We start from the raw sequence: 18,468 nt of genomic DNA, 5'->3' as shown, positions 1-18,468 counted from the left end.
GCAATATATGACCGATCTTGATCCGCATGAACGCAAAATTCTCCGCGAACTCCAGCAGGACGCGAGCCTCACCACTGCCGAGCTGGCGGAGCGGATCGGCCTGTCCCCCTCCCCCTGCTGGCGCCGGGTCGACCGGCTCGAACGCGAGGGTGTGATCCGCAAGCGCGTGGCGCTGGTCGATCGGCGCAAGGTGGGGCTCAACGCGCACATCTTCGCGCAGGTGAAGCTGAACGCGCATGGCCGCGCCAATCTCGACGAGTTCAGCACCGCGATCCGGGGATTCCCCGAGGTGCTCGATGCCTATGTGCTGATGGGCACGGTCGACTTCATGCTGCGCATCGTCGCCGAGGATATCGACGCCTATGAGCGCTTCTTCTTCGAGAAGCTGAGCAAATTGCCCGGCATCCAGGAAATCAACTCGGTGGTGGCGCTGTCCGAGATCAAGTCGACCACCGAATTGCCGATCTGAGGCCTCGCATGGGCGTCGTCCACGCCCTATAGCCGCGCGGTGATCACGACCATCCCCAGCGACTTCCGCGCCGCCCTGCCGCAGGGCGGCCGCCTGATCGGCCTCGACGTCGGCACCAAGACGATCGGCACCGCGCTCTGCGATGCCGGCTGGAGCTTCGCGAGCCCCGCCCAGCTGATCCGGCGCTCCAAGTTCACCAAGGACAAGGCCGCGCTCGCCGAGCTGATCGCCGCGCAGCAGGTGGTCGGCATGGTAATCGGCCTGCCGCTCAACCTCGACGGCACCGACAGCCCGCGGACCCAGTCGACGCGCGCCTTTGCCCGCAATGTTGAGGACATGGGGCTGCCGATCCTGATGTGGGATGAACGCTGGTCCACGGTCGCCGTGGAACGCACGCTAATCGAACAGGACGCCAGCCGCGCCAAGCGCGCCGAGCTGATCGACAAGATGGCCGCCGCCTATATCCTGCAAGGCGCGATCGATGCGCTTGTGAATACTTGAATATATCAGAAAAAGCCCGGTTGCGGTGACATTCCATTTACTTCGTTTCGCTACCCGATGTGGGACGGAAACGGAGATAGAATATGCTCTCAGTTCTGACCAACACGGCCGCTGCTCAGGCAGTGCGGGCGCTGAATGACGCCACGGCCGACGTGACACTGCACCAGCAGCGAATCACCACGGGCCGCACGGTGAACGGCACCAAGGACGACAGCGCGAGCTACATCATCGCCCAATCCCTCCGCAGCGATGCCGGCGCGCGGCGTGCGATCAGCCAGAACATGGCAAGGGCGAGCTCGGTGCTGGACGTCGCCGCCAGCGGCGCCGAGCGTATCAGCGACTTGGTCAACCAGATCAAGTCGAGGGCGTACGGGTTGACCGGGATTACGGACACCGGCGCCCGCAGCGCGATCTACGAAGACATCAAGGGGCTGGTCTCGCAGATCGACACCGTCGCCAAGTCGGCCGACTTCAACGGCACCAACATGCTCGCCGGCCGCCTGACCCCACATTTCAGCACCAGGACGGAAATCAGAATGACAGGCAGCCAACCGCTGCCCATGTTCGCCTATATGACGGCCCTGCCCAAAAACACGTCGCAAGCCATCATCGGCAGCACCTTCGGCACCAACCAGTCTGGCATCGAACTCGACACGTCCCTCCCCGCCGATGTGGCGACGCCGCCGCCTGCGTCGCTCGATCCGGAAACAGCGATGCAACTTCAACCGGCCACCGTACAAAACGCCGCGGCCACCTTCAGCTATAGTCCGGGTGGGCAGGCAGGGCGGATAGACGTCGCTTTCGACGCGTTCGGCATCGGCGATACTATGGAGGTGCTGCAGAATGGCACGCGGATCGCTGCCACCGGCCAGTCCTATGCCGCCGGAGGCGGGGCGGTCGGACTAGCGACAGCCGTGAGCGGCAAGCAGGTGGTCAGTTTCGATTATGATCCTGCCAAGGGACCATTGACCTTCCGGTTCAACGATGGCGGCGCCGCGCCCGGTACGGCATGGGCAGTCACCGGGATGGCCTTGAGCCCGATCGGCAGCCCGATCGTGACGCCAACCATCACGACGACGCTCAACGGCCCGGACATGCGCTACGATACCTTCGACTACGACGTGACCACCAGCCTCACCGGCGACAAATCGACCGTGCGCTCTCGCGACATCACCGCGCAGGGCCTCGGCCTGGACTCGCTCGATGGGGCCGACGTCAGCACGATCGTCGATAGGGTGACGTGGGCCCAGAGTCAGATCCAATCGGCGCTCAGCCATTTCGGCAGCAAGGCGCGTGCCTTGGACGGCGCCGCGTCGTTCAACTCCAAGCTTGGCGACGTACTCGACGGCGCCGTCGGCAATCTGGTCGACGCCGATCTAGCGAAGGAGTGGGCCGCGCTCCAGGCCGCGCAGATCAAGCAGCAGCTCGCTGCCAAGGCGCTGTCGATTGCCAACGACCAGCCCAAGATCATCCTGTCTCTGTTCGACAAGGTCGCCTGATCAAGAGTCGCGGCCTTGCCTCCCGGCCGTCGCCCCTCTAGGCGGCGGCTTTAATGCAGACCTCCGATCATCGCCCCGGTGCCCAGATACAGGGCAGCGCCGTTTTCCCGCACCGGCACCTCACCGGCATTTCGGGACTCCAGCCGCACGAGATCATGTTCCTGCTCGACGAGGCGGAACAATGGGTCGAGGCCAACCGCAGCCGCGCCAAGAGCGACAAGCGCCTCGAGGGCCTCACCCAGATCAACGCCTTTTTCGAGAACTCGACGCGCACGCTCCTGTCGTTCGAGATCGCCGGCAAGCGGCTCGGCGCCGACGTCGTCAACATGCACGCCGCGCAGAGCAGCGTGAAGAAGGGCGAGACGCTGATCGACACCGCCGTCACCCTGAACGCGATGCGCGCCGACGTGATCGTGATCCGCCACGCCAGTTCGGGCGCGGTGCGGCTGATCGCCGACAAGGTCGACTGCCCGGTGCTCAACGCCGGCGACGGCTGGCACGAGCATCCCACGCAAGCGCTGCTCGACGCCCTCACCATCCGGAGACGTCGAGGCCAGGTGGCAGGTCAACGGGTGGTGATTTGCGGCGACATCCTCCACAGCCGCGTTGCCCGGTCGAACATCCTGGCGCTCACCGCGCTCGCCGCCGAGGTGCGCGTGGTCGCGCCCTCGACGCTGATGCCGCCCGCGATGGACCGGATGTTCGTCACCCCCTTCACCGATTTCGACGCCGCGCTGGAAGGCGCCGACGTGGTGATGATGCTCCGCGTCCAGAACGAGCGGATGGACGGCGGCTACATCCCTTCGACTCGCGAGTTCCACATGCGCTACGGCCTCACCCCCGAACGCCTCGCCCGGGCCAAGCCCGATGCGCTGGTGATGCACCCTGGTCCCATGAACCGCGGCGTCGAGATCGATTCGATCGTCGCCGATCATCCGGAGCGCAGCGCGATCACCGAACAGGTGGAGATGGGCGTGGCGGTCCGCATGGCGTGCCTCGACGTGCTCACCCGGCGCGCCCGCGGCGTGGAGGGCTGGGCATGAGCAGCATCCTCTTCCGCAACGCGCAATTGGTCTGCCCCAAGGGCGGCATCTCGAAGGGCGACCTGCTCGTCCAGGGCGACACCATCGCTGCCGTCGGCCAGGTCGAAGCCCCTGCCGATGCCGAGATCGTCGATGTCACCGGCAAGATACTTGCACCTGCGCTGATCGATCTGGGCGTATTCGCCGTCGACAAGGGCGCCTGCCGTTTCGGCGGGATCGCCCGCGTCGGCCTGATGCCGGACCAGTCGCCGGTGCTCGACGATCCGGGCATCGTCCGCCGTGCCGCCGTTTCAGGCAAGCCCGAACTTTGGGTGCACCCCCTCGCCGCTGCCACGCGCGGACTGGCGGGCGTCGACCTCGCCGAGATCGCGATCAACGCCTCCGCCGGTGCCCGCGCCATTGCGACCGGGCGGCGCTGGATCGCCAATGCCGGCACGATGCGCAAGGCGCTGCTCTACGCACGCGACCTGAACCTCACCGTCGTCACCCATGCCGAGGATGGCGGGCTGGCCGACGGCACCGTCGCGACCGCCGGCGAGACCGCCGCCCGACTCGGCCTGCCGAGCGCACCCGCGATCGCCGAGGCGCTCGCCATCGCCCGCGACCTGATGCTGGCCGAGGAAACCGGCGCCAAGGTCCACTTCCGCCAGGTGACGACGGCGGCCGGCTTCGACTTGATCCGTGCGGCCAAGCGTCGGGGTGTGCACGTGACCTGCGGCATCACGCCCGCCCACCTGCTGCTGTCGGACATTGCGATCAGCGACTTCCGCACCTTCGCCCGCCTCTCGCCGCCGCTGCGCGACGAAAGCGACCGGCAGGCGGCGCTCGCGGCGGTGGCGGACGGGACGATCGACGTGATCGCCTCCGGCCACGATCCCCGCGGCCCCGAGGCGAAGCGCCTCCCCTTCGCCGATGCCGAGCCGGGCATGGCGGGAGCCGAGACGCTGCTCGCCCTGTCGCTGACCCTGGTGCGCGACGGCAAGATCAGCCTCGACAAGCTGTTCACCCTGCTCGCCGCCAATCCGGCGAAGATCCTGGGGCTGGACAGCGGCGCGCTGACGCCCGGACTGCCGGCCGACCTGATCGTGCTCGATCCGGAAACGCCCTGGGTGATCGATGCGCGCAAGATGAACGCGCGCGCCGGCAACACGCCATTCGATCGCCTGCCCACCCAGGGCCGCGTGCTGCAGCTCTACAAGGGCGGCACGCTGGTCTGAGCGATCAGCGCGCTGCGAGGCCGACGCGGGACGCGGGCTTGTACCAGCTCGCCACCGCGTCGCCCGACGCCAGCCGGACGAAGCAGGTGCCGCCACCGGTCTTCACCGCGCGGCACAGCGCGTCGGCATCGTTGCGCGCGAAGCCGCCGACCGACAGGCGATAGGTCGCCACGCCGGTGACGGGCGCCGCTGCCCCCTGGGGCTTGAGACCGTTCAGGGCCGCAACCCGGCCGCTCAGCTTCTGCCAGGCGTCGCGGGCGACACCGGCATTGGCGAAGGCGCCGAGCTGGACGACATAGGGGCCGCTGGCCGCCCGCACCGGCGCGGCCTTTGTGGGGGCAGGCTTGAGGGCTGCGACACGTACCGGCGCGGGCCGCGTGGCCGGAGCAGGCTTGGCGACCGGCGCAGGCTCGGGCGCCGCGATCGGCTCCGGCGTTAGTTGGGGCATGGGCGTCGCGGTGGGCTCGGGCTGGGGTTCCGGTGCCATCGCTACCAGCGCCGGCTGCCTGGCCAATGCCAGCACCGCCGGCTGGCCGGGATCCTGCACCGCCCGCACGCCGAGCAATGCCGCCACCTGATCATAGGCATTGGCCGGCCGGGCGAAGTTCGCCCATTGCAGCATCCGCGCATTGAGCTGGTCGGGCGCCACATCCATCGCGGCGACGGCCTTGGCCTCGCCCCAGCGCCCCGCCAGCGCGAGCGCCAGCGCCAGATTCTGCCGGGTGCGCGCGGTTGCTTCCGACGTGCGGACGGCGGGCGCCAGGATCTCGACGGCCGCGCCCGGATCCCCGGCAAGCGCGGTAGCAAGACCGCGATCGGTCGCCGGGATCTGCGCGGCGTGGGTCTGGAGCAGCGTGCGGGCACCGGCCCAGTCGCCGGTACCGATGCTCGCCAGCGCCAGGTTGAGCGCGACGCGGCCATTGTCCGGATCGAGCGCCAGCGAATCGCGCAGCGCCTGTGCGGCGGCAGTGAAGCGGCCGGCGAGCAGATAGGCCTGGCCGAGCAGCGCGCGATAATCGGCACGCTGCGGGTCGTTCGCCACCGCCTCCTCGGCACGGGCGACCGCCATATCGGCCTTTCGGGCGGCGAGCGCCTTCTGGGCGGCGCGCGCAGCGTGCGCGGCTTTCTTGGCGTTGGGCGCGACGCTGGCGAAAGCCGCGCCATGCACCACCACCCCGGTGGCGGCGGTGCCGCCGAGCGCAAGCAGTGCCGCGCCGATCGTAAGCAGTGTACGCGACGTCATAGGCATTCCCGTCCCTCCGTCGCAGCAAGGTGATGCGCGAGCGGTTCCAGTTCGGCCATCTCGGCCAGCATCGTGTCGATCGCCTCGGTCACCAGTTGCTGGGCCGAGCGCCCGGTGACGGCAGCGGCCAGTCGCAGCCGAAGACGCCGCGCCGGATCGAGCCGCAGCGTGAACGCCGCTTTTTCCTTGGTCGCGCGGGCGGTGTGGGCGAGATGCTGCGCCAGCGCATCGGGCCGCGCCGCCGCCGCACCGAGGGCGAGCGCCGACTTGCGCGCCAGCCCCTTGCGGGCGAGCAGGCCCGCGCTCAGCGCGGCCGTCGGCTTGGAAGTGTCGCGCATCGCGATCAGCTTACCACCCGGCGACCGAAGCCGCCGGCGGGGCGCGCCGCCGCGAACGGAGCCGCAGCAGCCGGCGCCGCGAACACGGTGCGGCGGAAATTCTTCTCGAGCCGGTCCGAGACATAGCTCCACAGGCTCTCGACCTCGGCGGCCGACTTGCTTTTGGCATCGACCTCCATCACCGTCCGCCCGTCGATCATCGAGGCGGCGAAATCGGTGCGGTGGTGGAGCATGATCGGCGCGACCGTGCCGTGCTGCGACAGCGCCAGCGCCGCCTCGGTGGTGATCCGGGCGTTCTGGGTGGCCGCGTTGACCACGAACAGCAGCGGCTTGTGGGCGCGCTCGCAAAGCTCCACCGTTGCGCCCACGGCGCGCAGGTCATGCGGGCTGGGGCGCGTGGGGATGACGATCAGCTCGGCGAGCTGAACGACGGTGAGAATCGCCTGGGTGATGGCGGGCGGGGTATCGATCACCACCAGCTTGAAGCCCTGCTGGCGCAGCACCTCGATATCGGCAGCGAGCCGCGCCACGCTGGTCTGTGCCAGCGCCGGCAGTTCGGCCTCGCGCTCGTTCCACCAATCGGTGAGCGAGGCCTGCGGATCCAGATCGATCATCGCCACCGGCCCGGCGCCGCTCCGCTGCGCCTGCACCGCGAGATGGCCGGACAAGGTCGTCTTGCCCGATCCACCTTTTTGCGAAGCCAGCGCCAGGACGCGCATCTACCCTCTCGACATCTACGAAACCGCCCGTCTGCTTGGCACGGGTGCGGATAAGATCGAGTTAACGCAGCGCACGGAACTCGCTAAGCCACGGCGCTCGCGTCGGAACGACCGACCAAGAGGGGGATTCGTCATGCGCCTACCTGCCGCCCTGTTGCTCCTGGCGAGCCTCGGCCTGTCTGCCCCCGCCTCGGCGCAGAACGCGGCGGTGCAGGCCGGGGTGGAGGCCTATAACCGCGGCGACTATGCCGCCGCGATGCAGGCCTGGCGCCGGGCGGCCGACAAGGGCGACGCCGACGCGCAGTACAATATCGGCCAGATCTACAAGCTGGGCCGCGGCGTACCCGTCGACCTAGCCGAGGCGGAGAAATGGTATCGCCTGGCCGCGCTGCACGGGCACGAGCTGGGCGAGGCGAACTACGGCATGCTGCTGTTCGAGAACGGCAAGCGCGAGGAAGCGGTGCCGTGGCTCGAACGCGCCGTGGCGCATGGCGAGCCCCGCGCGCAATATCTGCTGGGCGTGATGCTGTTCAACGGCGACGGGGTCGCGAAGAACTGGGTGCGCGCCTATGCGCTGATGCTGCGCGCCTCGGCGGGCGGGCTCGACGCCGCGACGCGCACGCTGGAGCAGATGGACCAGTATATCCCCCTCGCCGATCGTCAGGCGGGCAAGACGCTGGCGAGCCGCTACGCGAAGGACGAGCATGCATCCGCGCCCGCCGGAAGCGCGCCGGCGCGGGGCCCGGCGCTCAGTGCCGACGCCACCCTCGACACCGCGCAGCCCGCGCGCTCCTCCGCCCGCATGCCGCGCCCGCCGCGTGCCGATCCGGCCAAGCCGGCAGTTGCGTCCGCAGGGGCCGCCGGCCCGTGGCGGCTGCAGCTCGGCGCCTTCGCCACCCCGGGCAATGCCGAGAAGCTCTGGGGCCAGGTCCGCCCGCGCTTTCCCGGCCGCCAGGCCTTCTATCCCAAGTCGGGCGCGCTCACCCGGCTGCTGGTCGGGCCGTTCGCCACCAAGGCGGACGCCGAAAAAGCCTGTGGCGCGATCAAGCCCTGCATGGCAGTCCAGCGATAGAGGGAGATCCACCATGCAACGCCACATTCTCGTCGCCGGCGCCCTGTTCGCCTTCGCGCTGCCCGCCCATGCGCAATCGGGCGAGGAGGATGACGGGCCGCGGCGCACGCGCGTCGCCATTGGCGCGCAGGTGGTGCCCAGCTACCCCGGCGCCGATCACAACGCGGTGCGGCCGCTGTTCGATTTCGCGAGCGCGCGCGGATCTGCCCAGTTCGACTATGAAGCGGCCGACGAAAGCCCCAACGTCACGCTGTATCACCGTGACGGCCTCGAGGCAGGCATCGCCGTGGGCCTGCAAAGCGCTCGCACCCGCAAGCGCGCCGGCGCGGACCTGACCAAGGTCGGCTTCACCGTCGAGCCCGGCGTCTTCGTCGGCTATTATCTGGTGCCGCAGCTGCGCGCCTATGGCGAGCTCCGCCAGGGGGTGAACGGGCACGAAGGCGCCGTCGGCTTTGTGGGGCTGGACTATGTCCAGCGCGATGGCGATCGCTGGCTGCTGGCGGTGGGCCCGCGAGTGATGCTCTCGGACACAAAGTACCGGCGTGCCTATTTCGGCGTGAGCCAGCGCGATGCGGCCGCGGTCGGCATCCCGGTGTACCGGGTCGGTGACAATCCCGTGCACAGCGTCGGCCTCGCGGCGACGGGCTTGCGCCAGCTGACCCCGCGCTGGGGCCTATACAGCTACCTCGCCTATGACCGGCTGACCGGCGACGCCGCCCGCTCGCCGATCACCCAGCGGCTGGGATCGAAGAACCAGTTCTCGGGCGGCCTCGCGCTCAGCTACACTTTCGGGCGCGGGGTCCGCTAAGTCCTCAGGCGGTGACCCACTCGGCGCGGGCGATGCCCTGGGCATAGAGCAGCGCCGTCAGGTCGCCATGATCGATCCGCGCGCCTGCCGCAGCCGCCACGATCGGCTTGGCATGATAAGCGACGCCGAGCCCCGCCTTGCGGATCATCGCCAGGTCGTTGGCGCCGTCGCCCACCGCCATGGTCTGCTCGGGCGCGAGGCCCAGCTCCGCCATCGCGCCGAGCAGGGTGGTTTCCTTGGTGCTGCTGTCGACGATGGGCTTGGTGACCGTGCCGGTGAGCTTGCCGTCCTCGATCTCGAGCACATTGGCGATGCGCCGGTCGAAGCCGATGCGGGTACCGACCGGCTCGGCAAAGCGGGTGAAGCCGCCGGACACGAGGATGGTATGGGCTCCGCGCGCCCGCATCGTCTTCACCAGCGCTTCGGCGCCGGGCATCAGCCGCACGCGTTCTTCCAGGCACTGGTCGATGGCGCTCTCCGAAAGTCCCTTGAGCAACGCGACGCGGGCATCGAGCGCGGCGGCGAAATCCAGCTCGCCGCGCATCGCCCGCTCGGTCACCTCGGCGATCTGCGGCTTGATGCCGGCATAGTCGGCGAGTTCGTCGATGCATTCGACGGTGATCATCGTCGAATCCATGTCGGCGACGAGCAGCTTCTTCTCGCGGTGTGCTGCGGGCTGGATGACCAGATCGGTCCGGTCGAAATGCGGCGCCAGGACACCGGCTGCCCAATCTGGATCTTCCGCGAAATGGATGTCGGCAGCCCGACCCTCATCGAGCCAATTCCAGCTGCGGACCTCGCAGAGCGGATGCATCTTCCCGATCGCATCCAAAATATCGCGTTCGACGATCGATTCGGCTGCTATCAGCGTCGCAATGAACATGATTTCCCCTGGGCTACCGCGCGTGGCGCTCATTGCAGGGCCGACGGCCAGCGGCAAGTCTGCGCTGGCGCTCGCGCTCGCCGAAAAGCATCGCGGCACCGTGATCAACGCGGATTCGATGCAGGTCTATGCCGATCTCCGCATTCTCACCGCCCGCCCGTCGCAAGAAGAGGAAGCCCGCGCCCCCCACCGGCTGTTCGGCCATATCGACGGCGCCGAAGCGTGTTCCGCCGCCCGCTGGGCCGCCGAGGCGCGCGCCGCGATCGCCGAGGCCCATGCCGAGGATCGCCTGCCGATCCTGGTCGGCGGCACCGGCCTCTACCTGCGCACGCTGATCGACGGCATCGCGCCGATCCCGGAAATCGACCCCGCGATCCGCGCCGAGGTCCGCGCGCTCCCCGTCGCCGAGGCCCATGCCGCCCTCACCCTCGCCGACCCGGCCGCGGCGGCGCGGCTCAACGCCACCGACACCACCCGCGTCGCCCGCGCGCTGGAGGTGATCCGCTCCACCGGCCGCACCCTCGCCGACTGGCAGGATCGGCGCGAGGGCGGGATCGGCGACAGCGTCCACCTTGCGCCGCTGATCCTGCTGCCCGACCGGGACTGGCTCGGTGAACGGATCGACCGCCGCTTCGGCACGATGCTGGCGACCGCCGAAGAGGAGGTCCGCACACTGCTCGCGCGAACCGATATCCCGTCCGACGCGCCCGTGCTGCGCGCGATCGGCGTAGAGGAAATCGGCAGAGTCCTGCGCGGCGCATGGAGCGCGGATAGGGCGCTCGCCGCGGGGGCCACCGCCACCCGCCAATATGCCAAGCGCCAGTACACCTGGTTCCGCCGCCAGCCTCCCGGGGGATGGGAGGTGACGACGGAGACAGATACATACACAAACCTGAGCCAAATTGAAAGGAAATTATTTCCTTAGGGGTTGACGCATCATTTTCGTGCGGGTAGCAGCGCCACTCCGACGGCATTGTCCGTTCTGTACACCATTTTTGATTGCGTGGAGGCAAAGGTGACCGAGAAGAGCGGCGCAGACATCCTGATCGAGGCATTGACCGACCTCGGGGTGGAAGTCGTGTTCGGCTATCCGGGCGGTGCCGTGCTTCCGATCTATGACGCCCTGTTCAAGCAGGACCGGATCAAGCACATCCTGGTCCGCCACGAACAGGCCGCCACCCACGCCGCCGAGGGCTATGCCCGCTCGACCGGCAAGCCGGGCGTCGTCCTCGTCACCTCGGGCCCGGGCGCGACCAACGCGATCACCGGCATCACCGACGCGCTGATGGATTCGATCCCGATGGTCGTCATCACCGGCCAGGTTCCCACCGCGCTGATCGGCACCGATGCCTTCCAGGAAGCGGACACGGTCGGCATCACCCGCCACTGCACCAAGCATAATTACCTGGTGAAGCGGCCCGAACTGCTGGGCGCGACCGTCCATGAGGCGTTCCACATCGCCACCTCGGGCCGCCCCGGTCCGGTGGTGATCGACATCCCCAAGGACGTCCAGGTCGCCACCGCGCGCTACGAGGCGCCGGGCCCGATCCAGCACAAGACCTATCGCCCGACCACCGAACCCGATGCGGCCAAGATCCAGGAAGCGGTCGACATGCTCGCCGCCGCAGAACGCCCGATCTTCTATACCGGCGGCGGCATCATCAATTCGGGCCCCGAAGCCACGCGGCTGCTGCGCGAGCTGGCGGCACTCACCGGCGCGCCGGTCACCTCGACGCTGATGGGCCTGGGCGCCCTGCCCGCCTCGTCGGACCAGTGGCTGGGCATGCTCGGCATGCACGGCACCTACGAGGCCAACATGGCGATGAACCAGGCCGACCTGATCATCGCGGTCGGATCGCGCTTCGACGATCGCGTCACCGGGCGGCTGGATGCCTTCGCGCCGAACAGCCGCAAGGTTCACATCGACATCGATCGCTCCAGCGTGAACAAGAATGTCCGCGTCGATTTGCCGATCATTGCGGACTGCGCGCGGGCGCTCGACGCGATGGTGGAGAGCTGGAAGGCGCGCGGCCACCCCAAGCCCGATCTCGCCGAATGGTGGAGCCGCATCCAGGGCTGGCGCGCGCGCCGCTGCCTCGACTTCCCCGAGGCGGGCGAGACGATCATGCCGCAGCGGGCGATCCGTGCGCTGTACGAGGCGACCAAGTCGCGCGCGCCGATCATCACCACCGAGGTCGGCCAGCACCAGATGTGGGCAGCCCAGCATTTCGGCTTCGAGGCGCCCAACAAGTGGCTGACCAGCGGCGGCCTCGGCACGATGGGCTATGGCCTGCCCGCCGCGATCGGTGCGCAGCTGGGCAATCCGGACGCGCTCGTCATCGATATCGCCGGCGAAGCCTCGATCCAGATGAACATCCAGGAACTGGCGACCGCGACCCAGTACCGCCTGCCGGTGAAGATCTTCATCCTCAACAACGAATATATGGGCATGGTACGCCAGTGGCAGGAGCTGACCTACCAGTCGCGCTATTCGGAGAGCTATTCGGATGCGCTGCCCGACTTCGTGAAGCTGGCCGAAGCCTATGGCTGGAAGGGCATCCGCATCGAGACGCGCGCGGAGCTGGACGACGGCATCCAGGCGATGCTCGACCATGACGGCCCGGTGCTGGTCGATTGCCGCGTGGCGAAGCTGGCCAACTGCTTCCCGATGATCCCGAGCGGCGCGGCGCACACCGAGATGCTGCTCCAGGCGAGCGAAGTCTCCGGCGAGATGGACGACGAGGCCAAAGCGCTGGTTTGATGGTACAGGAAACAATCCTCCCCGGCACGGGGAGGGGGACCGCGGCCGCAGGCCGTGGTGGAGGGGGGCCTCCACAAGCGACTAGCCCGCGGAGAGCCCCCTCCACCGTCGCTTCGCGCCGGTCCCCCTCCCCGTTCCGGGGAGGATCAAAGAGGTAACGATGCACATCAAGGAAGAAGCCATCGAGCGCCACACGCTGGCGGTCATCGTCGATAACGAGCCCGGCATCCTCGCGCGGATCGCCGGCCTGTTCACGGCACGCGGCTACAATATCTCGTCGCTCACCGTGTCCGAGATCAGCGACGACGATCTGATCAGCCGGATCACCATCGTCACCTTTGCCTCGGCCCCGGTGATGGAGCAGATCATCGCCCAGCTGGAGCGGCTGGTGCCGGTGCACAAGGTGGTCGACCTGACCACCAAGGGCGAGCATGTCGAGCGCGAGCTGGCGCTGGTGAAGGTGGTCGGCACTGGCGATCACCGGATCGAGGCGCTGCGCCTCGCCGAAGTGTACCGCGCCCGCGTGGTCGATGCGACGATCTCCAGCTTCGTGTTCGAAGTGACCGGCACGATCGACAAGATCGACAAGTTCGTCGAGTTGATGCGCGAAGTGGGGCTGATTGAAGTCGCCCGCACCGGTATCGTCGCGATCTCGCGCGGCCGAGAGCCGGCCTGACATTTTCCGCGCATCCGCGCACCGCAGATTTGAAAGGGAAGAATACCACCATGCGTGTCTATTATGATCGCGACGCCGATCTGAACCTGATCACCGACAAGAAGATCGCCATCCTCGGCTATGGCAGCCAGGGCCATGCCCATGCGCAGAATCTGCGCGATTCGGGCGTCAAGGACGTCGCGATCGCGCTCCGCCCGGGTTCGGCCTCGGCCGCCAAGGCGGAAGCCGCCGGCTTCAAGGTGCTGCCGAACAAGGAAGCGGCGGCCTGGGCCGACATCCTGATGATCCTCGCGCCCGACGAGCACCAGGCCGCGATCTACGAGAACGACCTCAAGGGCAATCTGAAGCCGGGCGCAGCGCTCGCCTTCGCCCACGGCCTCAACATCCATTTCGGCCTGATCGAGGCGCCCAAGGACATCGACGTGATCATGATCGCGCCGAAGGGCCCCGGCCACACCGTGCGCAGCGAATATGTGCGCGGCGGCGGCGTGCCCTGCCTGATCGCGGTGCACCAGGATGCCTCGGGCAATGCGCATGACGTGGCGCTTGCGTACGCTTCGGGCGTCGGCGGCGGTCGTTCGGGCATTATCGAGACCAACTTCCGCGAAGAGTGCGAAACCGATCTGTTCGGCGAGCAGGCCGTGCTGTGCGGCGGCGCGACCGCGCTGGTCCAGGCCGGCTTCGAGACGCTGGTCGAGGCGGGCTATGCCCCCGAAATGGCCTATTTCGAGTGCCTCCACGAACTCAAGCTGATCGTCGACCTGATGTATGAGGGCGGCATCGCCAACATGCGCTACTCGATCTCGAACACAGCCGAATATGGCGACATCAAGACCGGCCCGCGCATCATCACCGAAGAGACCAAGAAGGAAATGAAGCGCGTGCTGGCGGACATCCAGTCGGGCCGCTTCGTCAAGGACTTCGTGCTCGACAACCGCGCCGGCCAGCCCGAGCTGAAGGCCAGCCGCATCGCCGCCAAGCGCCACCAGATCGAGCAGGTCGGCAGCGAGCTGCGCGCGATGATGCCGTGGATCGGCGCGAACAAGCTGGTCGATCAGTCGAAGAACTGATCAGACACGGAAACCTTGGGTTGCCGGCTGCGCACTAGCAATGCGCGGCCGGCGGCCTCATTACGGGAGCGACGCAACCACCCGAAGGGAACATCCATGCGCGCTCTCCTTGCTCTCGCCCTTTTCGCGGCCGCCCCGGTCGCTTTCGCCCAGGAACTGCCCGGCCAGGCCGACGCTGCCCGCGTTCCCGCCGGCACCTATGCGGTCGATACCGGCCACACCCAGGTCGACTTCACCGTCAACCATTTCGGCTTCAGCCAGTTCACCGGCCAGGTGGGCGGCACCACCGGCTCGCTGACCATCGACCCGGCCAAGCCGAACGACGCCAAGCTCGACATCACCATCCCGACCAGCGGCATCGTCACCACCGTCGCGGCGCTCGACAAGCACCTCGCTTCGCCGGACTTCTTCGACGCGGCCAAGTATCCGACGATCCGCTTCGTCTCGACCAAGGTCGTGGTGAGCGGCACCAAGGCGCAGATCACCGGCGACCTGACGCTGCACGGCGTCACCAAGCCCGTCACGCTCGACACCACGCTGGTCGGCGCAGGCACCAACCCGATGATGAAGAAGCTGAACTTCGGCTTCGAAGCCACCACCACGATCAAGCGCAGCGACTTCGGCATGGACAAGTACGTCCCCTTCGTCTCGGACGAAGTGAAGCTGCACATCAACGCGGCGTTCTCGGCAAAGTAATCCGCACGCCCGTCATGCCAGCGAACGCTGGCATCTCCTTCCACGCGCCGTTCGGCACGTGGCGGGAGACCCCGGCTTTCGCTGGGGTGACGGATGCGGAGAACAGTCCATCTCCACCAACTAAACCCTTGGTCTAGTTGCCTCCGCCTCCTGCCTGCGCCAACAACGGGGCAGGCAGGAGGACGGAATGCAGGACCAGGAAGGCCGCGACGGTGCCAAGCGCGTCGAGGCGTTTTCCGATGGCGTGATCGCCATCATCATCACGATCATGGTGCTGGAACTGCACGCACCGGAACTGCCAGGGCTCGGCGCCCTGCTGCGACAATGGCCGGTGTTCCTCGCCTATGGGCTCAGCTACGCCTATGTGGCGATCTACTGGGTCAACCATCACAAGCTGTTCCAGTTCGCCACCCGCGCCGGCAATGCGCTGCTCTGGTCGAACATCGTGCTGCTGTTCACGCTGTCGCTCGTACCCTTCGCCACCGCGTATCTCGGCGAGCAGCATTTCAGCCGCGAAGCGACGCTGCTCTACATGCTGGTGATGCTGCTGCCGTCCTTTGCCTATAACTGGCTGCAGCGGGTGATCCGCCGCACCGGCGCGCAAAGCCCCGCCGCGCACGCCTATCATCGCCGCACGCTGCGCAAGGGCACGGTCGCCTGCCTGCTCTATCTCGGCGGCCTCGCGGTCGCGACGGTTTCGCCGACGGCAGGGCTGGCCTGCGCCGCGCTGGTCGCGCTGCTCTGGTGCCTCGCCGACGGCCCGCTCGACCGCCTGTTCGGGCGCTGATCAGAAGCCGATCTTCGCCCGCACCCCATAAAAGCGCGGCGTGCCCGGATAGCCGGCATAATTGCCGTTCTGCTCGGGGACGCCGAAGCCGGTGATGTAGTAGAACTGGTTGGTGAGGTTCTCCACCCAGAAGGTCAGGCTGCGCCGCCCGTCGGGGCTCTGCACGCCCACCGCCGCCGAAATCAGCGGATAGCCCTGGTTGTAGAGTATGTTGCGGCCGTTCGCGTCCGGTGGGCTGGAGGGGATGTTGACCTCGCTGTTGTAGCGCATGTCGACATGGAGCAGCCCGTTGATCCCCTTCGCGATCGGCGGCGTCCAGGTGCCGGCGACGGTGACCGTGTGGCGCGGCTGGTTGTCGACCTGCAGATTGCCCTTGCCGACCAGCGGCGTGCCGGCGAAGTTCCTGCCGTCGTCATCATAGCGCGCATCGATGAAGCTGTAGCCCAGCTGGAAGACCAGCGACCGCGCCGGCTGGAGCGTCGCCTCCGCCTCCACGCCCTTGCTGGTCGTTTTCGGCACGTTCTGCACCACGAAGTTGGTGCCGCTGAACACCAGGCTCTGCAGATTGTAGAACTTCGAATAGAAGCCGGCGAGGTTGAGGGTGAACTGGCGGCTGAACTGCGTCTTCAGCCCCAGTTCGAAGGCGTCCACCGTCTCCTTCGAGAAGTGCAGGTCGCCCGCCTGCGCCCCATTGCCGCCGAGCAGGACGGAGTCGAACGTCGCCTGGTCGAGATTGTAGCCGCCCGACTTGTAGCCGCGGTCATAGCTCGCATAGCCGAGCACGCGCGGGCTGAACTTGTAGGCGAGCTTCACCGTGCCGGTCAGCTGGTCCTCGCTGCGCTTGTCGGCATAGGCGCCGTTGAACTCGCTGTTCACCGCCGGATTGCAGCTGAGCAGGAACAGGTTGTTGAACAGCCCCGGCACCTGGCGGAGGATGTTGGCGTACGCTGCTGCGGCTGCGTTGCCGGTCCGCGCCTGGTTGAAGAAGCTGCAGGCGCCGGTGGTGCTGTTGATCGTGGCGGTCAGGTCCTTGGTCTCGTGGTTCCAGCGCGCGCCGAGCGTCAGCGAGAGCTTGTCGGTGAGGTTGACGATGTTGTGGGTGAACAGCGCGAAGGCGTTGGTCTTGACCCGGAAATCATCATTGTTGTTGCCCTGTCCGGGGATGTTGCCCGGCAGCGGCTGGAGCGCGAGCGCGGCAAGGCCGGGCACCACCGGAATGCCCGGGATCGGCGCGGTGCCGGCCTGGGCGCGGAACAGCGTCACCAGCGGCGCGAGCTGGCCATAGGCGGCGGGCGGTGCCGCGGGGTTGAGCAGCACCTGCCCGAAGGTCGGCACCCCTGCCCCCAGCGATCCGTAGAACTGCACCGGCGTGCCGAACAGCGGCCGCAGCTGCGCCGAGAAGATCGAGTCGACATAGCGGTTGGAGTCGTTGCCTGTCCGCACCGTATCGCGCAGGCGGTTGCTTTCGTTGAGGTAGAAGCCGCCGACCAGCCAGTCGAGCTTGCCGCCCAGCGCCGATCCCTGCAGCCGCACTTCCTGGGTGAAGTCGGTCAGCTGGTTGCGATAGCCGTCGCGATAGGCGCGATCGATGCCCGAATAGTCGATGTCCTGCGATCGCAGCACCCGCCAGCGGCGATACGCGGTGATGGAGGTCAGCTTGGCGCCGCCCAGATCCCAGTTCAGCTCGCCCGAGACGCCATAGTCGCGCACCTTCTCGCGATAGTCGCGGTTGGGCGAGAAGGCTTGGATGCGGTCGCTCGGCGCGCCGGTGTAGAGCCCCGTCAGGCCCTGCGCCGCCGCGATCCCCTGGATCACCGGCGCGAGCGCCCCCCGCGCCACCGAGACCGCGCCGCAGCAATGCTCGTCGGTTTCGTAATAGTCGCCGATCAGCCGGAAGGTCACCGGGCCGCCATCGAACAGCGCTTGCCCGCGCACCAGCCAGCGATTGAGATCGTTCAGCGCGCGGTTGCTGTTGGCGTCCGCAATATAGCCGTCGCGCTTGCGATAGGCGCCGTCCAGCCGCAGCGCGATCTTGTCGGCGACCGGACCGGTCACCGCGCCCCGCACTTCATAGGCGTTGTAGTTGCCATAGCCCGCCTCGACATAGCCGCCGGTCTCGAACCTGGGCTGGGCGGTGAAGATGCTGAGCGCGCCCGCCGAGGTGTTGCGGCCGAACAGCGTGCCCTGCGGCCCGCGCAGGATCTCCACCCGCTCCAGCTCCGGCAGCTCCGAAATCGCGACGCCCGAGCGCGAGCGGAACACGCCGTCGATGAACACGCCCACCGCCGGCTCGAACCCCGGATTGTCACCGCCGGTGGTGATGCCGCGGATATAGATGGTGGTGCCGGTCGCCGAGGACTGGCCGGTCGAGGATTGCAGCGAGGGCGCCAGCTGTTCGAGGTCCCGGACATTGTCGACGCCGGCATTTTCCAGCAGTTGCGGGCTGATCGCGGTGATCGCCACCGGCACGTCCTGCACCGTCTCGTTGCGGCGGGTGGCGGTGACGATGATCTCGTTGGCCGAAACATATCCCTGATCCTGTGCCGCCGGGGGTGTGGCCCCCTGCCGGTCCTGTGCCGCTGCGGAATAAGGTGCGGCCAGCGCCAGCATCACTGCCGACGCGCCGAGCAGATCGCCCTTCGTCATGGTCCTTGCTCTCCCTGGCCGCCCCGATCTTGCGCCGGTC

18 protein-coding genes are annotated in these 18,468 nt (G+C 67.7%); 13 read left to right on the top strand and 5 right to left on the bottom strand.

The window, feature by feature from the left end; genetic code table 11:
- Positions 1-7: 7 nt before the first annotated feature.
- From QZ814_RS03655 to QZ814_RS03635, 5 genes are all read left to right on the top strand, one after another.
- Positions 8-469: an Lrp/AsnC family transcriptional regulator gene (locus tag QZ814_RS03655; RefSeq protein WP_294329735.1), complete on the top strand. Its 462-nt coding sequence runs from the start codon at positions 8-10 to the stop codon at positions 467-469.
- Between the two features lie 39 nt (positions 470-508).
- A complete protein-coding gene (gene ruvX, locus QZ814_RS03650) occupies positions 509-970 on the top strand; it encodes a Holliday junction resolvase RuvX (protein ID WP_294329734.1) in 462 nt (153 codons plus the stop codon).
- Positions 971-1,053: 83 nt separating this feature from the next.
- On the top strand, positions 1,054-2,469 hold the full coding sequence (locus QZ814_RS03645) for a flagellin (RefSeq protein WP_294329733.1): 1,416 nt from the start codon (positions 1,054-1,056) through the stop codon (positions 2,467-2,469).
- A 53-nt stretch (positions 2,470-2,522) separates the two neighbouring features.
- The gene (locus QZ814_RS03640; RefSeq protein ID WP_294329732.1) at positions 2,523-3,512 is read left to right on the top strand and encodes an aspartate carbamoyltransferase catalytic subunit; all 990 of its coding nucleotides are present in this window, start codon (positions 2,523-2,525) and stop codon (positions 3,510-3,512) included.
- Positions 3,509-4,729, top strand: a complete 1,221-nt coding sequence (locus QZ814_RS03635; RefSeq protein ID WP_294329731.1) for a dihydroorotase — start codon at positions 3,509-3,511, stop codon at positions 4,727-4,729. The genes QZ814_RS03640 and QZ814_RS03635 overlap by 4 nt, the downstream gene beginning before the upstream one ends.
- 4 nt (positions 4,730-4,733) lie before the next feature.
- On the opposite strand, the gene QZ814_RS03630 is transcribed toward QZ814_RS03635, so the two are convergent.
- Genes QZ814_RS03630 through QZ814_RS03620 form a run of 3 tightly spaced genes read right to left on the bottom strand, consistent with a single transcriptional unit; the run spans position 4,734 to position 7,029 of the window.
- Positions 4,734-5,972, bottom strand: a complete 1,239-nt coding sequence (locus QZ814_RS03630; RefSeq protein ID WP_294329730.1) for a tetratricopeptide repeat protein — start codon at positions 5,970-5,972, stop codon at positions 4,734-4,736.
- Positions 5,969-6,310, bottom strand: coding sequence for a hypothetical protein (locus tag QZ814_RS03625; protein WP_294329729.1), 342 nt, complete (start codon positions 6,308-6,310; stop codon positions 5,969-5,971). Before QZ814_RS03625 ends, QZ814_RS03630 begins: the two co-directional genes overlap by 4 nt.
- Before the next feature lie 5 nt (positions 6,311-6,315).
- Positions 6,316-7,029, bottom strand: a complete 714-nt coding sequence (locus QZ814_RS03620) for a ParA family protein (RefSeq protein ID WP_294329728.1) — start codon at positions 7,027-7,029, stop codon at positions 6,316-6,318.
- A gap of 133 nt (positions 7,030-7,162) precedes the next feature.
- Here QZ814_RS03620 and QZ814_RS03615 point away from each other — a divergent pair, with 133 nt between their 5' ends.
- Both QZ814_RS03615 and QZ814_RS03610 read left to right on the top strand, forming a co-directional pair.
- The gene (locus QZ814_RS03615; protein WP_294329727.1) at positions 7,163-8,101 is read left to right on the top strand and encodes an SPOR domain-containing protein; all 939 of its coding nucleotides are present in this window, start codon (positions 7,163-7,165) and stop codon (positions 8,099-8,101) included.
- Positions 8,102-8,114: 13 nt separating this feature from the next.
- A complete protein-coding gene (locus QZ814_RS03610) occupies positions 8,115-8,909 on the top strand; it encodes a MipA/OmpV family protein (RefSeq protein WP_294329726.1) in 795 nt (264 codons plus the stop codon).
- A 4-nt stretch (positions 8,910-8,913) separates the two neighbouring features.
- Here QZ814_RS03610 and serB read toward each other — a convergent pair whose 3' ends face one another.
- Positions 8,914-9,792, bottom strand: a complete 879-nt coding sequence (serB, locus tag QZ814_RS03605; RefSeq protein WP_294329725.1) for a phosphoserine phosphatase SerB — start codon at positions 9,790-9,792, stop codon at positions 8,914-8,916.
- Between serB and miaA the strand changes: the two genes are divergently transcribed.
- The 6 genes from miaA (at position 9,785) to QZ814_RS03575 (ending at position 15,782) form a co-directional block, all read left to right on the top strand.
- Positions 9,785-10,717 (top strand): tRNA (adenosine(37)-N6)-dimethylallyltransferase MiaA, encoded by a 933-nt coding sequence (miaA, locus tag QZ814_RS03600; RefSeq protein ID WP_294329724.1) that lies wholly within the window; start codon positions 9,785-9,787, stop codon positions 10,715-10,717. The genes serB and miaA overlap by 8 nt on opposite strands.
- A gap of 90 nt (positions 10,718-10,807) precedes the next feature.
- Positions 10,808-12,553, top strand: a complete 1,746-nt coding sequence (locus QZ814_RS03595; RefSeq protein WP_294329723.1) for an acetolactate synthase 3 large subunit — start codon at positions 10,808-10,810, stop codon at positions 12,551-12,553.
- 160 nt (positions 12,554-12,713) lie between these two features.
- Positions 12,714-13,229, top strand: coding sequence for an acetolactate synthase small subunit (ilvN, locus tag QZ814_RS03590; protein ID WP_084581822.1), 516 nt, complete (start codon positions 12,714-12,716; stop codon positions 13,227-13,229).
- Positions 13,230-13,279: 50 nt separating this feature from the next.
- Positions 13,280-14,299: a ketol-acid reductoisomerase gene (gene ilvC / locus QZ814_RS03585; RefSeq protein WP_294329722.1), complete on the top strand. Its 1,020-nt coding sequence runs from the start codon at positions 13,280-13,282 to the stop codon at positions 14,297-14,299.
- A gap of 96 nt (positions 14,300-14,395) precedes the next feature.
- Positions 14,396-14,995 carry a YceI family protein gene (locus QZ814_RS03580; RefSeq protein WP_294329721.1) on the top strand — a complete coding sequence of 200 codons (600 nt, stop codon included), beginning with the start codon at positions 14,396-14,398 and terminating at the stop codon, positions 14,993-14,995.
- Positions 14,996-15,182: 187 nt separating this feature from the next.
- Complete coding sequence (locus QZ814_RS03575; protein ID WP_294329720.1) at positions 15,183-15,782, top strand: TMEM175 family protein; 600 nt, start codon at positions 15,183-15,185, stop codon at positions 15,780-15,782.
- Here the strand turns inward: QZ814_RS03575 and QZ814_RS03570 are convergent, their stop codons facing one another.
- Positions 15,783-18,428, bottom strand: coding sequence for a TonB-dependent receptor (locus tag QZ814_RS03570; protein ID WP_294329719.1), 2,646 nt, complete (start codon positions 18,426-18,428; stop codon positions 15,783-15,785).
- Positions 18,429-18,468 lie beyond the last annotated feature (40 nt).

This window comes from uncultured Sphingomonas sp. (assembly GCF_913777625.1).
Classification (GTDB): Bacteria; Pseudomonadota; Alphaproteobacteria; order Sphingomonadales; family Sphingomonadaceae; genus Sphingomonas.
Note: the sequence above shows the minus strand (reverse complement) of the source record. Positions and strands in the feature narration are given on the sequence as shown.

What these genes read in the sequence shown, in the direction of transcription:
- QZ814_RS03610 (WP_294329726.1), top strand. Translation starts at nt 8,115, where the DNA reads ATGCAACGCCACATTCTCGTCGCCGGCGCCCTGTTCGCCTTCGCGCTG.
- QZ814_RS03575 (WP_294329720.1), top strand. Translation starts at nt 15,183, where the DNA reads ATGCAGGACCAGGAAGGCCGCGACGGTGCCAAGCGCGTCGAGGCGTTT.
- miaA (WP_294329724.1), top strand. Translation starts at nt 9,785, where the DNA reads ATGAACATGATTTCCCCTGGGCTACCGCGCGTGGCGCTCATTGCAGGG.
- QZ814_RS03635 (WP_294329731.1), top strand. Translation starts at nt 3,509, where the DNA reads ATGAGCAGCATCCTCTTCCGCAACGCGCAATTGGTCTGCCCCAAGGGC.
- serB (WP_294329725.1), bottom strand. Translation starts at nt 9,792, where the DNA reads ATGTTCATTGCGACGCTGATAGCAGCCGAATCGATCGTCGAACGCGAT.
- QZ814_RS03625 (WP_294329729.1), bottom strand. Translation starts at nt 6,310, where the DNA reads ATGCGCGACACTTCCAAGCCGACGGCCGCGCTGAGCGCGGGCCTGCTC.
- QZ814_RS03655 (WP_294329735.1), top strand. Translation starts at nt 8, where the DNA reads ATGACCGATCTTGATCCGCATGAACGCAAAATTCTCCGCGAACTCCAG.
- QZ814_RS03620 (WP_294329728.1), bottom strand. Translation starts at nt 7,029, where the DNA reads ATGCGCGTCCTGGCGCTGGCTTCGCAAAAAGGTGGATCGGGCAAGACG.
- QZ814_RS03640 (WP_294329732.1), top strand. Translation starts at nt 2,523, where the DNA reads ATGCAGACCTCCGATCATCGCCCCGGTGCCCAGATACAGGGCAGCGCC.
- ilvN (WP_084581822.1), top strand. Translation starts at nt 12,714, where the DNA reads ATGCACATCAAGGAAGAAGCCATCGAGCGCCACACGCTGGCGGTCATC.
- QZ814_RS03630 (WP_294329730.1), bottom strand. Translation starts at nt 5,972, where the DNA reads ATGACGTCGCGTACACTGCTTACGATCGGCGCGGCACTGCTTGCGCTC.
- QZ814_RS03580 (WP_294329721.1), top strand. Translation starts at nt 14,396, where the DNA reads ATGCGCGCTCTCCTTGCTCTCGCCCTTTTCGCGGCCGCCCCGGTCGCT.
- QZ814_RS03570 (WP_294329719.1), bottom strand. Translation starts at nt 18,428, where the DNA reads ATGACGAAGGGCGATCTGCTCGGCGCGTCGGCAGTGATGCTGGCGCTG.
- QZ814_RS03615 (WP_294329727.1), top strand. Translation starts at nt 7,163, where the DNA reads ATGCGCCTACCTGCCGCCCTGTTGCTCCTGGCGAGCCTCGGCCTGTCT.
- QZ814_RS03645 (WP_294329733.1), top strand. Translation starts at nt 1,054, where the DNA reads ATGCTCTCAGTTCTGACCAACACGGCCGCTGCTCAGGCAGTGCGGGCG.
- ilvC (WP_294329722.1), top strand. Translation starts at nt 13,280, where the DNA reads ATGCGTGTCTATTATGATCGCGACGCCGATCTGAACCTGATCACCGAC.